Source organism: Comamonas sp. FG99 (genome assembly GCF_057808605.1).
In genome coordinates, this window is the sequence record NZ_JBMDII010000013.1 from 80,888 (window position 1) to 99,515 (window position 18,628).

At 68.7% G+C, this 18,628-nt stretch carries 20 protein-coding genes; 1 reads left to right on the forward strand and 19 read right to left on the reverse strand.

Annotated features, from left to right (window positions below):
* The first annotated feature begins 74 nt into the window (after positions 1-74).
* Positions 75-2,006 (forward strand): RecQ family ATP-dependent DNA helicase, encoded by a 1,932-nt coding sequence (locus ACODRX_RS10980; protein WP_488871528.1) that lies wholly within the window; start codon positions 75-77, stop codon positions 2,004-2,006.
* Positions 2,007-2,033: 27 nt separating this feature from the next.
* Here the strand turns inward: ACODRX_RS10980 and thmT are convergent, their stop codons facing one another.
* From thmT to ACODRX_RS11075, 19 genes are read right to left on the reverse strand one after another with little or no spacing between them, the layout of a single operon-like run.
* Complete coding sequence (gene thmT, locus ACODRX_RS10985) at positions 2,034-2,225, reverse strand: 2-hydroxymuconate tautomerase (protein WP_488871529.1); 192 nt, start codon at positions 2,223-2,225, stop codon at positions 2,034-2,036.
* A gap of 15 nt (positions 2,226-2,240) precedes the next feature.
* Positions 2,241-3,029: a 2-oxo-3-hexenedioate decarboxylase gene (dmpH, locus tag ACODRX_RS10990; RefSeq protein ID WP_488871530.1), complete on the reverse strand. Its 789-nt coding sequence runs from the start codon at positions 3,027-3,029 to the stop codon at positions 2,241-2,243.
* 13 nt (positions 3,030-3,042) lie between these two features.
* A complete protein-coding gene (gene dmpG / locus ACODRX_RS10995; RefSeq protein WP_488871531.1) occupies positions 3,043-4,077 on the reverse strand; it encodes a 4-hydroxy-2-oxovalerate aldolase in 1,035 nt (344 codons plus the stop codon).
* A gap of 12 nt (positions 4,078-4,089) precedes the next feature.
* Positions 4,090-5,004 carry an acetaldehyde dehydrogenase (acetylating) gene (locus tag ACODRX_RS11000; protein ID WP_488871532.1) on the reverse strand — a complete coding sequence of 305 codons (915 nt, stop codon included), beginning with the start codon at positions 5,002-5,004 and terminating at the stop codon, positions 4,090-4,092.
* Positions 5,005-5,021: 17 nt separating this feature from the next.
* Positions 5,022-5,804: a 2-oxopent-4-enoate hydratase gene (gene dmpE, locus ACODRX_RS11005; protein WP_488871533.1), complete on the reverse strand. Its 783-nt coding sequence runs from the start codon at positions 5,802-5,804 to the stop codon at positions 5,022-5,024.
* The gene (locus ACODRX_RS11010; protein ID WP_488871534.1) at positions 5,801-6,667 is read right to left on the reverse strand and encodes an alpha/beta fold hydrolase; all 867 of its coding nucleotides are present in this window, start codon (positions 6,665-6,667) and stop codon (positions 5,801-5,803) included. Before ACODRX_RS11010 ends, dmpE begins: the two co-directional genes overlap by 4 nt.
* Before the next feature lie 14 nt (positions 6,668-6,681).
* Complete coding sequence (locus ACODRX_RS11015) at positions 6,682-7,728, reverse strand: formylglycine-generating enzyme family protein (RefSeq protein ID WP_488871535.1); 1,047 nt, start codon at positions 7,726-7,728, stop codon at positions 6,682-6,684.
* The gene (locus ACODRX_RS11020) at positions 7,715-9,490 is read right to left on the reverse strand and encodes an arylsulfatase (RefSeq protein ID WP_488871536.1); all 1,776 of its coding nucleotides are present in this window, start codon (positions 9,488-9,490) and stop codon (positions 7,715-7,717) included. The genes ACODRX_RS11015 and ACODRX_RS11020 overlap by 14 nt, the downstream gene beginning before the upstream one ends.
* Positions 9,471-10,925, reverse strand: a complete 1,455-nt coding sequence (locus ACODRX_RS11025; RefSeq protein WP_488871537.1) for a 2-hydroxymuconic semialdehyde dehydrogenase — start codon at positions 10,923-10,925, stop codon at positions 9,471-9,473. The genes ACODRX_RS11020 and ACODRX_RS11025 overlap by 20 nt, the downstream gene beginning before the upstream one ends.
* A 24-nt stretch (positions 10,926-10,949) precedes the next feature.
* Complete coding sequence (locus ACODRX_RS11030) at positions 10,950-11,441, reverse strand: GlcG/HbpS family heme-binding protein (RefSeq protein WP_488871538.1); 492 nt, start codon at positions 11,439-11,441, stop codon at positions 10,950-10,952.
* 11 nt (positions 11,442-11,452) lie between these two features.
* Positions 11,453-12,343 carry a SphA family protein gene (locus tag ACODRX_RS11035; RefSeq protein WP_488871539.1) on the reverse strand — a complete coding sequence of 297 codons (891 nt, stop codon included), beginning with the start codon at positions 12,341-12,343 and terminating at the stop codon, positions 11,453-11,455.
* A gap of 47 nt (positions 12,344-12,390) precedes the next feature.
* Positions 12,391-13,335 (reverse strand): catechol 2,3-dioxygenase, encoded by a 945-nt coding sequence (locus ACODRX_RS11040; RefSeq protein WP_488871540.1) that lies wholly within the window; start codon positions 13,333-13,335, stop codon positions 12,391-12,393.
* A gap of 1 nt (position 13,336) precedes the next feature.
* Positions 13,337-13,738 carry a 2Fe-2S iron-sulfur cluster binding domain-containing protein gene (locus tag ACODRX_RS11045; protein WP_488871541.1) on the reverse strand — a complete coding sequence of 134 codons (402 nt, stop codon included), beginning with the start codon at positions 13,736-13,738 and terminating at the stop codon, positions 13,337-13,339.
* A 15-nt stretch (positions 13,739-13,753) separates the two neighbouring features.
* Positions 13,754-14,818, reverse strand: coding sequence for an NADH:ubiquinone reductase (Na(+)-transporting) subunit F (locus ACODRX_RS11050; RefSeq protein WP_488871542.1), 1,065 nt, complete (start codon positions 14,816-14,818; stop codon positions 13,754-13,756).
* A 13-nt stretch (positions 14,819-14,831) separates the two neighbouring features.
* Positions 14,832-15,188, reverse strand: coding sequence for a phenol hydroxylase subunit P4 (locus ACODRX_RS11055; RefSeq protein WP_488871543.1), 357 nt, complete (start codon positions 15,186-15,188; stop codon positions 14,832-14,834).
* Positions 15,185-16,756: an aromatic/alkene/methane monooxygenase hydroxylase/oxygenase subunit alpha gene (locus ACODRX_RS11060; protein ID WP_488871544.1), complete on the reverse strand. Its 1,572-nt coding sequence runs from the start codon at positions 16,754-16,756 to the stop codon at positions 15,185-15,187. The genes ACODRX_RS11055 and ACODRX_RS11060 overlap by 4 nt, the downstream gene beginning before the upstream one ends.
* Positions 16,757-16,788: 32 nt before the next feature.
* Positions 16,789-17,070, reverse strand: a complete 282-nt coding sequence (locus ACODRX_RS11065) for an MmoB/DmpM family protein (protein WP_488871545.1) — start codon at positions 17,068-17,070, stop codon at positions 16,789-16,791.
* A 15-nt stretch (positions 17,071-17,085) separates the two neighbouring features.
* Positions 17,086-18,078 (reverse strand): aromatic/alkene monooxygenase hydroxylase subunit beta, encoded by a 993-nt coding sequence (locus ACODRX_RS11070; RefSeq protein WP_488871546.1) that lies wholly within the window; start codon positions 18,076-18,078, stop codon positions 17,086-17,088.
* Between the two features lie 50 nt (positions 18,079-18,128).
* Positions 18,129-18,335, reverse strand: coding sequence for a phenol hydroxylase subunit (locus ACODRX_RS11075; RefSeq protein ID WP_488871547.1), 207 nt, complete (start codon positions 18,333-18,335; stop codon positions 18,129-18,131).
* Between the last annotated feature and the right edge of the window lie 293 nt (positions 18,336-18,628).

Below are 18,628 nucleotides of genomic sequence, written 5' to 3' on the forward strand. Positions count from 1 at the left end.
TTCTTGATCTCAACCCAACAGGGCTTCAGCGCTTGGCACGAGCCTGATACCAAGGCGCTGAAAGCTATCCATTCATGAGTAAATCCCTGGCGCACACCGTCCTGCAAGACGCCTTCGGCTACGAGCATTTCCGCGGCCCGCAGCAGGCCATCGTGGAACACCTGGTGGCCGGCGGCGATGCGCTGGTGCTGATGCCCACCGGCGGCGGCAAGAGCCTGTGCTACCAGGTGCCGGCCATCGTGCGCCAGCAGCAGGGCCTGGGCGTGACGCTGGTGGTGTCGCCGCTGATCGCGCTGATGCACGACCAGGTCAGCGCGATGCACGAGATCGGCGTGGAGGCGGCCTACCTGAACTCCACGCTCAGCTACGAGCAGACCCGCGACGTGGAGCTGCAGCTGATGAGCGGCGGCCTCACGCTGCTGTACGTGGCGCCCGAGCGGCTCAACACCCCGCGCATGCTGGGCCTGCTGGACGAGCTGCGCGCGCAGGGCAAGCTGTCGCTGTTCGCCATCGACGAGGCGCACTGCGTGAGCCAGTGGGGCCACGACTTCCGCCCCGAATACCGTGAGCTGACGGTGCTGCACCAGCGCTATGCCGGCGTGCCGCGCATCGCCCTCACCGCCACCGCCGATGCGCTCACCCGGGCCGACATCGTCGAGCGGCTGCAGCTGGAAGATGCGCGGCAGTTCGTCAGCAGCTTCGACCGGCCCAACATCAAGTACACCATCGTCGAGAAGAAGGATGCCGCCGCGCAGCTGCTGCGCTTCATCGAACGCGAGCACGAGGGCGAGGCCGGCGTGGTCTACTGCCAGTCGCGCAAGCGCGTCGAAGAGGTGGCGCAGCAGCTGGCCGATGCCGGCCTGTCGGCCCTGCCCTACCACGCGGGCCTGCCCAGCCATGTGCGCCAGCAGCACCAGGACCGCTTCCTGCGCGAGGAAGGCATCGTCATCGTCGCCACCATCGCCTTCGGCATGGGCATCAACAAGCCGGACGTGCGCTTCGTCGCCCACCTGGACATGCCCAAGAACATCGAGGGCTACTACCAGGAGACCGGCCGCGCCGGCCGCGACGGCCTGGCCGCCGACGCCTGGATGGCCTATGGCCTGTCGGACGTGGTCAACCAGCGCCGCATGATCGACGAGAGCCCGGCCGAGGACGGCTTCAAGCAGGTCATGCGCAGCAAGCTCGATGCGCTGCTGACGCTGGCCGAGGCCATCGACTGCCGCCGCGTGCGGCTGCTGAACTATTTCGGCGAGACCTACGGCCTCGGCGGCGACCAGGACTCGGCCCACCCCGAAAGCGATCCCGGCGCCGGCAAGGCGCCACGCTACCAGTGCGGCAACTGCGACAACTGCCTGCAGCCGCCCACCACCTGGGACGGCACCGACGCCGCGCGCAAGCTGCTGTCCACCATCTACCGCGCGCACGAGGCCAGCAGCATCACCTTCGGCGCGGGCCACATCCTCGACATCGTGCGCGGCAAGGAGACCGACAAGGTGCGCCAGTTCCAGCACGACAAGCTCTCGACCTTCGGCCTCGGCAGCGCCTACAGCGAGCCCCAGCTGCGCGGCGTGCTGCGCCAGCTGCTGGCGGTGGGCGCGCTGCAAAGCCGCAAGGTGGAGACCGAGGCCGGCTACAGCTTCGAGACGCTGGCGCTGTGCGAGGGCTCGCGCGCGGTGCTGCGCGGCGAGCAGACGGTGCTGCTGCGCCAGGCCACAGCCGAGCGCGGCAGCCGCAAGTCGGGCCGCGCCGCCAAGCCCGCCATCGCCGCGGCCAACCTGGGGCCCGACGAGCAGGTGCGCTTCATCAACCTCAAGGCCTGGCGCACCGAGGTGGCCAAGTCGCACAACGTGCCCGCCTACCTGGTGTTCGCCGACGCCACGCTGGCCGCCATCGCCCAGCGCAACCCGGGCACGCTGGACGACCTGCATGGCATCAGCGGCATCGGCGCCAAGAAGCTCGAAGCCTATGGCGAGGAGGTGCTGCGGGTGTGCGCCGCGGACTGAGCGGCGGCGCCGCCGTGCGCCGCGGTGTCAGCGCCCCAGCTCCTTGGCGCTGACCCCGGCGATGCCCCAGTTCTCCTTGGGCACGTCGTGGATCCAGACGCGCACGTTGGCCACGGGCGCCCCTATGGCCTCGACCAGGGCCTGCGTCACCTTCTCGATCACGGCCTTCTTCTGCGCCTCGGTACGGCCTTCGAGCATGTAGATCTGTGCAAATGGCATGGCTGGCTCCCTGGCTCAGTCAAAGCGCAGCGACACGCTGCCCATGCCTTGCACGCGCAGGCAGACGTGGTCGCCCGCCGCCACCGCGACGGCCTCGGTGGCGCCGCCCGAGAGGATCAGGCTGCCGGCCGGGATTTCCTGGCCGCGCCGCCCCAGGTGGTTGGCCAGCATGGCAATGGCCGCCGCCGGGTGGCCGAGCACGGCCGCGCCCGCGCCCAGGGCCACCGGCTGGCCGTTCTTCTCCAGCACGATGCCCACGGTGCGCAGGTCGATGGCCTCGGGGCGCAGCGCGCGCCCACCCACCACGAAGCGCGCTGCCGAGGTGTTGTCGGCCACCACGCTCTTGAGGTCGAACTTGAAGTCGCGGTAGCGGCTGTCGATGACTTCGATGCCCGGCAGCACGAAGTCGGTGGCCGCGAGCACCGCGCCGATATGGCAGCCCGGCCCCTTGAGCGCGCGCCCCAGCACGAAGGCGATCTCGGGCTCGACCTTGGGGTGGATGAGTTCGCGGGTGTGCACCGTGCCGCCCTCGGGCACGCTGAAGCCGTCGACGAGAAAGCCGAACACCGGCTCGGTCACGCCCATCTGCTTCATTTTCGCGTGCGAGGTCAGCCCGGCCTTCAGCCCCACCACGCGGGCGCCGCGCGCGAGCTTGCGCGCCAGGATCGCGTCCTGGATGGCGTAGGCGTCGTCCCAGTCCATGCCGGGGTGTTCATCGGTGATCTTCGGCGTGTCGCGCGCCTGCAGCTCGCAGGTCTCCAGATGCTCGGCCAGCCGTTCGACGGTGTTTGGGCTCAATACCATTGCTGCACTCCTTTCAAGCCGCCTGCAGGCCGCGTTCGCGCGCCATGGTCAGCGCGGTGTCTTCGATCATGTCTTCCTGGCCGCCGACCATGCCGCGCCGGCCCAGCTCGACGAGCAGGTCGCGCGCGGGCACGCCGTATTTCTTCTCCGCGCGCTTGGCGAACAGCAGGAAACTGCCGTACACGCCGGCATAGCCGAGGGTGAGCGCGTCGCGGTCGATGCGGATGGGAAAGTCCATCAGCGGCACGACCAGGTCCTCGGCCACGTCCTGGATCTTCCAGACGTCGACGCCGGTCTCGATTCCCATGCGGTCGCAGACGGCCACCAGCACCTCCATCGGCGTATTGCCCGCGCCCGCGCCCAGGCCGGCCGCCGCCGCGTCGATGCGGTTGGCCCCGGCCTCGACCGCGGCGATGGAGTTGGCCACGCCCATGGCGAGGTTGTGGTGGCCGTGGAAGCCCAGCTCGGTTTCGGACCTGAGCGCGGCGCGCACCGCGGCGATGCGCTCCTTGACCTGGTCGGGCAGCAGGTAGCCGGCCGAGTCGGTGACGTAGATGCAGTTGGCGCCATAGCCCTCCATGAGCCGCGCCTGCTTCACGAGGCCCTCGGCGCTGTTCATGTGGGCCATCATCAGAAAGCCCACGGTGTCCATGCCGAGCTTGCGGGCCATGGCGATGTGCTGCTCGCTGACGTCGGCCTCGGTGCAGTGCGTGGCCACGCGGATGGTGGACACGCCCAGCCCGTGCGCCATCTTCAGGTGGTCCACCGTGCCAATGCCGGGCAGCAGCAGGGCCGAGACCCGGGCGCGCTTCATCAGCGGGATGACGCTGCCCAGGTATTGCTCGTCACTGTGCGCGGGAAAGCCGTAGTTGACCGAGGCGCCGCCCAGGCCGTCGCCATGGGTGACCTCGATCAGCGGCACGCCGGCCGCGTCCAGGCCCTGGGCCACGCTCTTCATCTGTTCGAGCGTCATCAGGTGGCGCTTGGGGTGCATGCCGTCGCGCAGCGTCATGTCGTGCACGGTGATGTTCTTGCCCTTGAGTGTCATGGCGTGTCTCCTTCAGGCGGCAATGGGTTCGAGGACGAGTTCGCCCTTGAGGATTTCCTCGGCGAACATTTCAGCGGTACGCGCGGCGGCGGCGGTCATGATGTCGAGATTGCCCGCGTACTTGGGCAGGTAGTCGCCCAGGCCCTCGACCTCCAGGAAGATGGAGACGCGGTTGCCGTCGAACACCGGGCCGTTGACCAGGCGGTAGCCGGGCACGTATTGCTGCACTTCGCGCAGCATGTCGTGCACCGAGGCGGTGATGGCCTCGCGGTCGGGCGCGCCCTCGGTGAGGCAGTGCACCGTGTCGCGCATGATCAGCGGCGGCTCGGCCGGGTTGATGACGATGATGGCCTTGCCCTGCTTCGCGCCGCCGACCTTCTCGACCGCGCCGGCGGTGGTGCGGGTGAATTCGTCGATGTTCTTGCGCGTGCCCGGGCCCACCGACTTGGAGGACACGGTGGCGACGATCTCGCCGTAGGCGACCGGCTGCACCCGGCTGACCGCCGCCACCATGGGAATGGTGGCCTGGCCGCCGCAGGTGACCATGTTGACGTTCATCGCGCGCCCGCCCAGGTGCTGGCGCAGGTTGACCGGCGGCACGCAGTACGGGCCTATGGCCGCGGGCGTGAGATCGATCATCAGCGCGCCCTGTTCGTTGACCTTGCGCGAGTTCTCGGCGTGCACGTAGGCGCTGGTGGCGTCGAAGACGATCTGCACGCCGTCCGCCCGCATGTGCGGCACCAGGCCGTCCACGCCGTCGGCGGTGGTCTTGATGCCCATCTCGCGGGCGCGCTGCAGGCCGTCGGAGGCCGGGTCTATGCCCACCATCCACACGGGTTCGAGCACGGCGCTGCGCCGCAGCTTGGCGAGCAGGTCGGTGCCGATGTTGCCGGGCCCGATCAGGGCGCATTTGATTTTCTGGCTCATTGCCTTGTCTCCTTGAATCAGATGAAGCGCACCGAGCAGCCGCCGATGCCGCCAATGCTCACGCGCAGGCTGTCGCCGGCCTTGACCGGCACCATCGCAGCCAGCGATCCGGACAGGATCACCTCGCCCGCTTCGAGCGCGATGCCGTGCCGCCCCAGGGTGTTGGCCAGCCAGGCCACGGCGTTGGCGGGATGCCCGAGTGCCGCGGCACCCGCGCCGGTGGCGACGATCTCGCCGTTCTTCTCCAGCACCATGCCGCAGGTAAAGAGATCCGCATCGCGCGGATCGACGAGGCGATCGCCGAGCACGAAGACGCCGCAGCTGGCGTTGTCGGCCACCGTGTCCTGGATGCGGATCTTCCAGTCGCGGATGCGCGAATCGACGATCTCGAAGCAGGCCATCACGCCCTCGGTGGCGGCCAGCACATCGGCGGCGGTGACGCCGGGCCCCTGCAGCCTGCGCTTGAGCACGAAGGCGATCTCGCCCTCGGCCTTGGGCTGGATCAGCGAGTCGGCCGGGATGGCCTCGCCTTCGTTGAAGACCATGCCGTCGGTGAGCCAGCCGAAGTCGGGCTGGAACACGCCGAGCATGTCCATCACCGCCTGGGAGGTGACGCCGATCTTCTTGCCCACCACCCGCTCGCCCGCGGCCAGGCGCCGCGCCAGCATGCGCTGCTGGATCGCATAGGCGTGCTCGATGGTGATGCCGGGATGGCGCGCGCTCAGCGGCTCGATGGCCTGGCGGTCGCGCAGGGCCGCGTACAGCTCGTCGCCCAGTTTTTCTTGCAGTTCGGTATTCATGGTTGGGGGCTCGTCAGTGGAAAGGGTTCGCCGGGGCGGGCTTCGGCGAGGAAGTCGCCGACCAGGCGCGCGAAGCGGGCGGCATGCTCGATCTGCGTCCAGTGCCCACACTGGCCGTAGACATGCAGTTGCGAGCGCGCGATCCAGGAGGACAGGGTGATCGAGTTGGCCAGCGGGATCACGCGGTCCTCGCGGCCATGGATGAGCAGCGTCTCGTGCGGGATGCGGCGGATGTCCTGCTCGCGGCTGGCCAGCGCATCGACCCAGCGCTGGCGCGGCGCCGGGAACATGGCCGCGAAGGATTCCTGCACGCCGGCCCGGATGCTGGCTTCGTAGCGCAGGCGCGCCAGCTCGTCGTTCACCAGGCCGCGGTCGAAGGCGAAGATGTCGAGCAGCCCGCGCATGGCCTCGATCGACGGCTCGTAGCCCCAGACCGCATCGAGCCCCGGCGTGAGCGCGAACGGCACGCCGACGCTGCCCATGAGCACCAGCCGCCGCACGCGCCCGGGGTGGCGTATGGCCAGTGCCAGCGCCAGGCCACCGCCGAAGGAGTTGCCCACGAGGTCGGCGCGCTCGATGCCCAGCGCGTCGAGCAGGTCCACGGTCTGCCGCACCCAGGCATCCATGCCGTACCGCAGGCCCGGCGGCCGCTCGCTGTAGCCGAAGCCGGCCATGTCGGGGGCGATGACGCGGGCCCGCCTCGCCAGCTCGGGCATCACCAGCCGCCAGTTGGCCCATGCGGAAACACCGGGGCCGGAGCCATGGATGAGCAGCACGGGCTCGCCGCTGCCGCTGTCATGCACATTGGTCGTGAAACCGCCGGTGCGCACCTGGTGCGCGATCTCGGCATGGGATTGCAGCATTCCTGTCTCCTTTCTCATGGGGCCTGGTTCAGCACGGTGCGAAAGCCGATGTGCACCGCCCCCAGCAGCGTGTCCTGCGGCTGGCGCGCCGCGGGGCGGTAGCGCACGCAGAAATCAGGCGCGCACAAAAACGATCCGCCCTTGATGACTTTTGCCGGCGCCGCGCCGCCGGTGCCGGCCGCCGGCAGGCTCACCACCACCGGGTCCACCATCGGCGCTGCCGCATGGCGGGCCTGGTAGGAGTCGCGCGTCCATTCCCAGACATTGCCGACCGCGTCGTACAGGCCGAAGCCGTTGGCGGGATAGCAGCCCACGGGCGCCGTTCCCTTGTGGCCGTCCCGCCCGCTGTCCGTGGAGGGAAAGCGGCCCTGCCAGGTGTTGGCCATGGGCCTGCCTTTCGCATCCGGCGTGTTGCCCCAGGGGTATTCGGCGCCGTCCAGCCCGCCGCGCGCCGCATACTCCCACTGGGCCTCCGTTGGCAGCTCATGCCCCAGCCAGCGGGCATAGGCCAGCGCATCCTCGTAGGCCACATGCACCACCGGATGGTTCTGCAGGCCCGCGATGCCGCTGCCCGGGCCTTGCGGATGGCGCCAGCTGGCGCCGGGTACCCAGCGCCACCATGCATAGGCGCCGCCGCCCAGGTGCTCCGCGCCGCGCGGCGGCACGAACACCGCGGAGCCCGGCTGCAGCCGATCGGCATCCAGCCCGGCAAAATCCTGGGCCTGCGGCCTGCGTTCGGCCCGGGTGACATATCCGGTGGCCTGGACGAAGCGCGCAAACTGCGCGTTCGTCACTTCATGCCGGTCCATCCAGAAGCCAGCCACGCGGACTTCGTGCACCTCGCGCTCCTCCGGGTAGCCGTCGCTGGAGCCCATGCGAAAGCGCCCGGCAGAGATCTCCACCATGCCTGCGCGGTTGCCGCCCGGCGCGCCAAAGCCTGGCGGCAGCCCGGAATAGCCGGTGCACAGCGGCGCGGGCGCCGCCTGGGCGGTGGCCCAGATCGCACACAGGGCGGCCAGCGCGGCGAGCCGCGGCAGGCCGGGCGCGTCACTGGACTTCATTGATGTCCTCGTAGTACTTCAGGCTGTTGCTGTAGCCCGGGCGCGCGGCCAGCCCCTCGAAATCGACCACGCCGTTTTCCCTGGTATAGCGCTCGTATTCGGCCAGCAATTCCTTGAGCTTCTCGGGCTGCTGCGCAGCCAGGTCGGTCAGCTCCGCGCGGTCCCTGGACAGGTCGTACAGCTCCCAGGCGCCGGAGCCCCACGGCTTGTTGGCCTGGACGATCTTCCAGTCGCCCACGCGCATCGCGCGGCGGCCGTTGAGCTCCCAGCCCCGGCGAAATACCGGGTGCACCGTCTGGCTCTGCCCGGTGAGCAGCGGCCGCATCGAGGTGCCTTGCATGAGCGCGACCTCGCGTCCCCGGTAGCTCGATCCGGGGCGCTCCACCCCCGCCAGCTCCAGGATGGTGGGCGCGATGTCGGTGACATGGGCCGGCGCGCGGGATACCGCGGCCTGGCCGCGCCCCTCGGGCAGGCTGAAGATGGCGGGAACCGCAATGCCGCCCTCGTACATGAACGCCTTGTACATGTTGTGCGGCGTGGAGCCCACCTGCGCCCAGCCGGGCCCGTATTCGGCGAACGAGCCGGGCCGGCCCGTGTTCTCTATGCTGTTGTCGCGGTGCCTTCTGGCCCATTCGCGGGTCTGGCCCTCGTCGAGCACGGTGTTGCCGTCGGCGCCGTTGTCCGACATGAAGAAGATGGCGGTGTTCTCGTACTCTCCGATGCTCTTGAGGTAGCTCACCACGCGGCCGATTTCGGCGTCCATCTCTTCCACCATGGCCGCATACACCGCCATGCGCTTGGCGTCGACGCGCTTTTGGTGGGGGCTCAGCTGGTCCCAGCGCGGCCATGCGGGGTTGCCGGCATAGGGCTGCATGTCCTTGGGCACGATGCCCAGCGCCTTCATGCGCTGCAGGCGCTGGGCGCGGATGACGTCGTAGCCGACGTCATACTTGCCCTGGTATTTCCGGATGTAGGCATCGCGCGCCTGCAGCGGCCAGTGAGGCGCGGTGAAGGCCAGGTAGGCAAAGAACGGCTTGCCGTCGCCCTTGCCCCCGTCGATGTAGGAAATGATCTTCGACGCGAACTGCTCGCTCGAATAGAAATCCTTGGGGATCTGCACCTCCTTGCCATTCTCGCGGTACAGCGCCATCGGCGTCTTGTCCGCCTCGAAGGTGATGATGCCCGTCTGGTCGAAGTGGCTCGCGCCGCCGTTCATCATGGCGTAGGACTGCTCGAAGCCCCGCTGGGGCGGCGCGTGCTCCTCCTTCACGCCCAGGTGCCACTTGCCCGCCATGTAGGTGTGATAGCCCGCATCCTTGAGCAGCTGGGGAAAGGGCAGCGCCCGGTCGGTGAGGTATCCCTCGTAGCCGGCGCGGCTGCGCTGCTGCGGCGTCAGCAGCTCGGCCATGCTGCCAAACCCGACCTGGTGGTTGTCTGCGCCGGACAGCAGCATGGCCCGCGTCGGCGAGCAAAACGGCGAGGCATAGAAATCCGTCAGCTTCATGCCGCTCCTGGCCAGCAGATCCAGGTTCGGCGTGGCGATCTCCCCGCCAAAGGCGCCGATGTCCGAATAGCCCAGGTCGTCCGCCAGGATCAGCAGCACATTGGGACGGCGGGCCTCGGCCTTGCCGGCCGCCTGGCTCGCATGCAGGGGCGCGGCCGCGGCGGCGATCACTGCCGCGGCAAGGGCCACGCGAAGCCACGGCCCGCGCCGGGGGGCTGCCACGGCCGGCAGCGCGAATTCACAGCTTGATGCAGACATTTTTCATCTCCGTGTAGAACTCCAGCGAATGCACGCCGCCCTCGCGGCCGATGCCCGATTGCTTGGCGCCGCCGAAGGCGGTGCGCAGGTCGCGCAGGAACCAGCTGTTGACCCAGGAGATACCCACCTGCATGCGCTGCGCCACGCGGTGCGCGCGCGAGACGTCGCGGGTCCAGATCGCGCAGGCCAGGCCGTAGGCGTTGCCGTTGGCCTTGGCGACGGCTTCTTCCTCGCTGTCGAAGGGCATGATGTGGCAGCAGGGGCCGAAGATCTCCTCGGTCATCACGCGCGCATCGTCGGCCAGGCCAGTCCAGATGGTGGGCTGGATCCACGCGCCGCCCGCGTACCTGGCGCCCATGTCGGGGACACCGCCGCCAGTCACGACCTGCGCGCCTTCCTGCACCGCGAGCCGGTAGTACGAGAGCACCTTGTCCTGGTGTTCGCGGCTGATCAGCGGGCCCAGCCGGGTACCGGCATCTTCGGGCACGCCGATCTTCCAGCCTTCGACCTGGCGCGCCAGCTCGGCCACGAAGCGCTCGAAGATCGGGCGCTCGACATAGACCCGCTCGGTGCCCAGGCACACCTGGCCGCTGTTGACGAATGCGGAGCGCAGCGTGCCTTCGATGGCCGCGTCGAAATCGCAGTCGGCAAACACCAGGGCCGCGTTCTTGCCGCCCATCTCCATGCTCACGGGGCGCGCGCCCTTGGCGGCGGCCTTCATGATCACCTCGCCAGTGCGCGTCTCGCCGGTGAAGGTGATCGCATCGATGCCGGGGTGCGTGGTGACGAACTCGCCCGCGGAGTCGGGGCCAAAGCCATGCACCACGTTGTAGACGCCGGGCGGGATGCCGGCCTCGTTCATGACTTCGCCGAGCAGCGCGGCGGTCTGGGGCGTTTCTTCCGAAGGCTTGACGACGACGGTGTTGCCGCAGGCCAGGGCCGGCCCGACCTTCCAGGTCATGAGCAGCAGCGGCAGGTTCCAGGGGCAGACCACGCCGACCACGCCGACCGGCGTGCGGTAGCCGTAGTTGATCGCGCCCTTGCCATCGGGCGTTGCCATCTCGAAGAACTCGGTGGGGACGTTCTTCACCACGTCGGCGAAGATCTTGAAGTTGGCGGCGCCGCGCGGAATGTCGATGTGGCTGGCGAGGCTGCGCGGCTTGCCGGTGTCCGCGCATTCGGCGGCCAGGAACTCCTCGAAGCGGCGGTTGATGCCATCGGCGAGCGCGCATAGCCTATCCGTGCGCTCGGCCACGGTCATGCGGCTCCAGGGGCCCGTGAGCGCGGCGCGGGCGGCGGCCACCGCGCTGTCCACCGCGGCCTTGTCCGCCTCGTGCACCTGGGCAATGACTTCGCCGGTGAGCGGCGAGTGTTTGTCAAAAGTGCGGCTGGAGGCCACGTACTCGCCGTTGATGAAATTCAGCACCTGTTTCATGGTCGATCTCTCCTTGCTTGTTGCTCATGCCTCGGCGCCGAGCGCGGCCAGGCCCGCGAGCGCAATGGCTTCGTCCTGCGATTCGCTGCCGCCCGACACCCCGATGGCGCCAATGCGGGCGCCGTGCATACGGGCGCCGTGCGCACGGACGCCGCGCTCGACGATGGGAATCCCGCCCCCGAAGGCCACGAAGCGCGGGCGCAGCACCAGGCCGGCGCGCACGGCTTCCGAATGCGAGGCCAGGGCCTGCTGCCAGGCGCCGGTGGGCAGGCCGAAGCTGGTGGCGGTGTAGGCCTTGTCGATGGCGATATCGATCGAGTGCAGCGGCGCGCCGGGCATGCGCGCGAACGCCGCCAGCACGCCGGCCGAGTCGAGCACCGCGACGTTCACGCACACGCCAAGCTGCGTGGCGTGCCGCACGGCGGCCTGCACGGCCCGCAGCGCAGCGCCCAGCTCGATGGCGCGCAGCTCCACGCTGCAGCCATCGGCGACCAGGGTATCGGCTTCATTGCGCATGCCGGGCCCCCTCAAAACGCCTTCACCAGCGTGAAGCGCAGCAGCGAGCCCTTGGGGTAGGCGCCGGTGCCGGCCTCGGCGCGCACCTCCTTGTAGGCGGCGGCCTTGAGGAAGACGCCCGCGCCCGGGACCGGGTACACCAGCTCGGCGCCGATGGCATGGCGCGAAGAGCGCTGGTTGCTGGCGCCGGCGCCGCCGTCGTCGCTCACCTGCCACTGGCTGTAGCCGACCAGGCCGGCCTGCACCGCGCCGAAGTTCTTGGCCAGGCCCCATTCCAGCGTGACCTGGTTGCCGGGCCGCAGGCCCGCGGCGTTGCGGCCATTGCGCTCGAAGCGCATCAGCGCGGAGCCCGAGATGCTCTTGGCCGAATCGAAGTAATAGGTCAGGCCGCCGGTGAGCATGGTGCTCTTGAAACCCTTGCCGGCCGAGGCCGGGTGGTCGGTGCTGCCCGTGTCCAGCCATATGCCGGCAGCGGCGACCGCGTCCCACTGCGGGCCATGCCAGCCGAGCACCAGCGGGCCGACATAGATGTCGCCCACGCCGGAGCGGCTGTCGGAGATGCCGGCGGCATTCACCGTGAGCGAAGTGCGCACCAGCGGCACGATGGCCTCCATGCCGTAGTCGGCGCCCAGCAGCTTGGTATGGCTGATCCACACCAGGCGGTTGGCGAGCGCGGTTACCGTGCCGCTGTTGTGGCCGGGCAGGTCGCTGCTGGAGCCGGGCGCGCGGAAGCTGCCGATGTCGTAGTTCACGAGATAGCCGAGGTAGTAGATGCCCGCCGGCGGCACGCTCGCGCCCTGGATGCCCTCGACGCCCGGGACATAGTGGCCGTCGGCCAGCGCCGCCACCGGGGCAAACGCGGCCGCCGCCGCCAGCGCGGCGGATGCAATGGTTCGGTTCATGGTCTGTCCTTGCTTGTCTTTTCGTGGGTTGGTGCGCGCGGGCCCGATCAGGTGTAGACCTCGGTGAAGGATGCGACCAGGTCGCCGGTGTGATAGAAGATGCCGCTGCCGAGCTGGTCCTCCGTCCAGGTGGTCACGGGGCGGTCGCGCTGGGCCAGGTAGCCCAGGCCGGCGAAGGTCTCGTTGCGGTTGCCGCTGGGGTCGAAGAAGTAGATGGTTTCGCCACGCGTGATGCCGTGGCGGGTGGGGGCCACGTCGATGCGCACCTTGTTCTTGGCCATCACGTCGGCGGACTTGAGCACGTCGTGCCACGAATCGAGGAAGAAGGCGATGTGGTGCAGGCCGCTGCGCGGGCCGCCGACGAAGGCGATGTCGTGCGGCGTGGTGGTGCGGGCCATCCAGGTGGCGGCCTGGATGTCGCCCTCGGGGCCGACCAGCACCTGCTCGGTGAGGAAGAAGTCCAGGCACTCGCTCATGAAGCGCGTGTTGTCGGCGACGGTGTTGATGCCTTCGGGCGGGTTCATCTCGCACATCAGCAGTGCATGGTCCAGCCAGTGCACGCCGGCGCCGTGGATGTCGTCGGGCCATGGGTCGGGGTTGGTGGTGCCCACGTCGGTGCCGGCGTATTCCTTGTGCGCATACAGGCGCATCTCATGGCCGCTGGGCAGCCTGAACTGCAGCATGCGGCCGGTGGCGGGCAGCGTGCCCTCGGGCAGCACCTGCGTCTTCACGCCCCACTGCTCGATGCGCTGTTGCAGCGCGTCGAGATCGGCGTCCTGCTCCACCTTGTAGGCCAGGTGGTTCAGGCCCGCCTGGTCCGAGGGCGTCAGGATCAGCGAGAACCGGTCCCATTCGTCCCAGCACTTGAGGTACAGATTGCCGGCGTTGTCCTTCATGACGGTCTTCATGCCCAGCACCTTCTCGTAGTGCTGCTGCGCGGCGGCCATGTCCATTACCTTGAGGCTCGCGTGGCCCAAACGTAGAACTCCCATGTCATGTCTCCTTTGTGGTTGCGGTTGTCGATGAATTCGGTGGGGCCGAAGCCGGCCTGGCGCAGGCTTCGGCACAGGGTTGACCAAAGGGCTTGGACAGCCGCGCGCTCACCTCCAGGCGCACGGCCGCGGTGGGCGCGACGCGGCATGCCAGCGTGTAGCCCTGGGCCTCCTCTTCGCAGCTCACGTGGGCGCGGCTGACGGGGCCGAGCGCCTGCACGCTGCCTTCGACGATGCGCACCTTGCACACGCCGCAGCCACCGTTGACGCAGCCCACCGGAATGCCCCGGCGGCCCAGGCGCAGCATGCCCTTGAGCAGGCTCTCGCCGCTATGGCAGTCGTAGCACTCGCCGGTCTGCGCGACCTGCACGCTGAGCTTGCTGCCCGGGTTCAGGCTCCCCATGGCCGGCACCCCGCTTCAGACGCGCCTGAACAGCGGGCTGCGCGGGCCTTGCGCATCGGCGGCCGAGATGAATTTCTCGGTGTAGATGTCGCGCTCGAACAGCCGGCCCTGCATCAGCGTGGAGATGCAGGCTTCGATCATCGGCGGCGGCCCGCACAGATAGGCCTTGCGGCCCGCGAAGTTGCCGCCGAAATGCGCCTTGGCCGCCTCGTGGACGAAGCCGCGCGCGCCGCTCCAGCCCGCGCCGTCCTCGTCGCCCGAGATGGCCGGCACGTAGGTGAAGCGCGGATGCCGCGCCGCGAGCTCGCGAAATTCCGCGTCGTAGTACAGCTCGGCCCGGCTGCGCTGGCCATAGACCAGCGTGATCGGCTGCTCGCAGCCGCTGGCCAGCAGCTCCTGGATCATGGCGCGCGGGCTGGACAGGCCGGAGCCGCCCGCCATGAACACCATCGGCTGGCCGGCTGAGTGGCGCACGAAGAAGCGCCCGTAGGGCCCCGAGATGCCGAGGCGCCCGCCCTCGGCCAGCGACTCGTGCAGCCACGTGGTGCCCGCGCCGCCGGGCACCAGCCGCACGTTGAGCTCGATCTCGGTGGCCGTGCCGTCGCTGCCAGGCGCATTGGCGATGGAGAAGGCGCGCGACTGGCCGAGCGCCGGGATCTGCACCTGCACGTACTGCCCGGCCTGGTAGCGGATGGGCTGCTCGAGCCGCAGATGCAGCGCCTTGATCGTGGGCGTGAGCTGCACGATGCGCGTAACCGTGGCGCCGAAGTCGCGCACGGGGATCACCTGCGCATCGGGCTCGTCCTCGATGTCGGCCTCGACGGTGGCATCGCTGAGCAAGGTGGCGCAGCAGGCCAGCGTCTTGCCGTCGTCGCGCTCCATGTCCATCAGCGCGAAGGGATTGGCCGCGCCATGGTCGACCTCGCCGTCGCACACCTGCACCTTGCAGGTGCCGCACAGGCCATGGCCGCAGGCATGCGGTATGTAGATGCCCTGGCGCAAGGCGGCGTCGAGCAGGGTCTGGCCGTCTTCCACCTCGATGGTGGCGCCCAGCGGTTCGAGTGTGAGTTGGTAGCTCATGGCGCGTCCGTCGTCAGCTGTGCGAGCCCTCGATGCCGGTGAGCCCCGGCGTCCTGAAGCGGATCACGTCCTTGTGCCCCAGGCCGTTGTCCTGCAGCGACCTGGCCGGATCGGGCGACCAGGGCCGGCCCGACTTGAACCATTGCACGGCGCTCCAGTCGATGCGCGCGAAGTCGGGATGGGCGCCATAGACGCCGGGCAGCACGGCCTCGGCCAGCGCGCCGAAGGGCGTGTCGGCGGGCAGCGGCAGCGCCACCGGCGAGCAGAACATCAGGTGGTCCTCCCAGCCGATGTAGAGCAGGGGCGCAGGAAAGTTCTCGCGCACGTCCTTGGCGGGAAAGTCGTAGGGCTTGAGTGCGTTGATGCTCATGGCTGTGCCTCCTGGCTGGCCTGGGCCGGCGCGTCGCCGCGCCAGGCCGCGAAGTTGCGCTGGTCTTCCGAGCCCTCGAAGTCGAGGTTGTCGCGGCCGAACTGCAGGCCGTACCAGTCGAGCACCGCGGCCAGCGGATCGAACCCCTCGGCGCCGGGGTTGGCGTCGGGCTTGAAGCAGTGGCCCTGGTAGATCTGGTGCACGGGCAGCCACGACTGCACGTACTTCTCGGGCTCGTGGTCGAACACATGCTTGCAGCCGTCGCTGCAGAAGTGGTACTTGCTGCCCTGGTAGTCGGACTCGCGGTAGCAGATGCTGGTGGCGTCGCCGGGCTCGGTGAAGCCCATGGGGATCTGGCAGATGGTGCACAGCATGGGCAGGGTCTTGCTGTAGAAGCGCCGGCCCGCCTGCTGCTCGCTGCGGTAGTGCTCCAGGCGCGGGCGGTAGTGCCGGTCGAAGGTGTCCGGGTACTTCTCGGACAGCCACTGCATCTCCTGGTCGGTGGGCACCCAGGTGTGCAAGGGCGCGGCCGCCGTGTAGTTGTAGAAGATGTTCCAGGCCTGGTGGCTGATGTGGTCCTTGCCCTCGCAGGCCAGCTTCCAGCCCTCGGGCTCGCGGATGCCGTAGCGCGCCAGGTCGCGGAACAGCGCGCCGCCGTTCTCCTCGGCATACATCTCCCAGGCCTCCTTCCAGCTCATCACGCGCTTGGGCAGCATGTAGTCCTGCATCATCGCCACCAGGGTGAGCACGCGGTAGCCGCGCCAGAACCACTTGTCGATCCAGCGCTGCACGATGGGCACGTTGTCCGGGTCCTGCTCCAGCATGAACTTGATGCACTCGATGCCCAGCGTCATGTGGCGCGACTCGTCGCTCTGCGCCGAGAAGCCGAAGGTCACGGTCGAGAGGTCGCCGTTGTGCGCCGCGCCCGACATGAAGGGCACGAACAGCAGGTTGGTGAGCACGTATTCGAACGAGAAGCTCACCGCCGTGAGGAACTCGAAGGGCCCGGCCGTCAGCGCATCCTCGAAGAAGGACTTGGGCACCGACAGGTACCACACCCGGTCGAACCAGTGGGTGGAGCTGTGCATGCCGTTGAAGTACTTGTTGTAGTTCGACAGCGCATGCGTCTCGGTCTGGAAGTGGCGCAGCTCGTCGATGGACTGCATCTGCGCGGCCACGCGCGCTCCCGGCCCGGTGAAGTGCCGGCCCACATGCGCGAAGCCGCGGTGGGCGTAGTACTCCAGCGGCACCACGCCCTGGATGAACAGCTTCAGGGCATTGAGGTAGCGCGCATCGGTCACGCCCAGCTGGCCGTTGTTCTGCGCGAAGGCCTCGATGACCGCGTAGAGCTTCTTCTCCTTCTCGCCCTGGTACTTCCAGTAGGCGTCCATGGTCAGGCGGAACGGGTCTTCCCACTTGTCCCAGTCGTGGATCTTGATGCCCTCGAACTTGTCGTAGGGAAAGACCTTGTCCATGGGCTGGTAGGTGGTCTCCCAGCCCAGGCCGCGCGTCATGGCGGTGTAGCGGTCCTTCAGACCCAGCTTTTTCTTGATTACGGGTGCGTCCATGGTGTCTCCTTGGAATGCGTGATGCGGTGGCTTTACTGGTTCCAGCTCAGGCGGAATTCGTCGTCGTCCTCGTCCACGTTGCCGGACAGCGTGACCAGGTTGATCTGGATCTGCTGCAGCTCGTAGGGACGGCCGGTCTGCTCCTCGATGCTGGCGCGGCGCACGACCAGGCTGCCGGGGGCGTCGATCTTCACGAGGCCGGGCGAATACACGGCCTGGGCATGGCTGTTGTCGGCGAGGATGGCGTCCACCACGGGGCGCGACTCCTCGTTGTCCTGGAAGGCGATGAACACCTTGGATACGGCTTGGTTCATGCTTGGCTCCCGTGTTCAGACATCCAGGCCGGCCTTGCGGGCGCGGGCGTCGAGGTCCTGGCGCACCCCGTCCAGCACGGCGGCGCCGCGCGCGCCCAGGGCCAGCTCGGCCACCGGCGCGAGGGCCGCGCAGGCCTGGCCGGCATGGGCCTGGTACCAGCGCGAGAGCTGCTCGCGGTTGGGCTGCGACTCGGCCGCGGCCACCTTGACCACCGCATCGATCCAGCGCGCGCTCTCGGCGTGCCACTCGGGCATGAAGGCGGTGAGCATGGCCACCGCGGTGCCGCCCTGCACGGCCACGTCGTCGTCCACGAAATGGTTGTAGACCAGCGGGTACAGCAGGCCGTCCAGCGCCAGGTTCTGGGCCACGAACAGCTCCATCGGGTCCTGCATCACCAGCAGGGACTCCACCAGGCTGCGCAGCGGCTGCCAGGCCGGCGCCTGCATCCAGTCGTTGCGCCCGGCCTCCAGCACGCCGGGCTCGTCCATGGCCAGGCCCAGCCGCGTCAGGTACTGGGCCACGCCCAGGTGGTCCATGGCATGCATCATGGCCGGCGCGGTGAACGGCGTGCCATAGCCGCGCGAGCAGACCTGGCAGTTGTTCATGTTGCCGCCCCAGGCCACATGGCGCAGCGGCATCAGCACCTCGCACACCTTGGAGCGCAGGGCATCGGGCATCTTGCCCGCCAGGCCGCGCGACTCCACGAACTGGTAGTTGGCCTCGACCGCCTCCTGCTGCCGGGCGCGGGCCATGGTCCAGGTGGCGTAGTAGAACTGGCGCGGATCGCGCAGCGCGTTCCAGTCGGCCATGCGGATCGCGGTGCGCCCGGTGTCGAACAGCTCGAACTCGGGCTCCCACAGCGGCCGGTAGTGGAAGTGGTGCGTGGGCTGGACGCCCAGCGTCGCCTCCAGATAGCGCGAGGCGGGCTTGTCCCCCGTATAGGCCGCCACGCGGGCGAAGGTATGGCGCAGCGGCTGAAGCTCGCGCGCCTGCAGTTCAATGTTCATGGGCGTCGTCTCCTGTGGGTGTCATCGGTCTCTATGGATCTGGGCGGGGCCTACAGCACGGTGGCCTGCTGCCTGCGGCAAAAGGCCTGGAAGTCGGCCTCGGTCATGGTCAGCTCCACCACCAGCTCGGGCCAGCCGACGGAGAACTCGAACTCCACGAAACCATTGCCGCGGCGCTGCAGCACGCGCACCGAGCGGCGCGAAAGATCGCAGGCGGGCAACTCGGGGGGCATCGCGCAAGGGCTGGTCGTATCCATGGTGTATTCCTGTCGGTTCGTTGGCTGGTTGCTGGCAGGTCCGTGCCCAGCCTGTTTGCATGCGCCGTGCCAATCCATGCCCGAAACACAAAAATATCGATAAATTGAGGGTTAGCACCTAGGCCAGCCACCCTCCTCGGCCGCCTGCTCCGGCCCGCATCGGGGCAAACCCTGGGCTGCGCTCGGCACAAGGCCTCGCGTTTGCGCGCTGCAGCATGATCAAATGGTGAAGTGGCTGGAACGATGTGCGCAATTCATCACCCCGCCCCCGCATCGGGCGAAAACCGCGGACT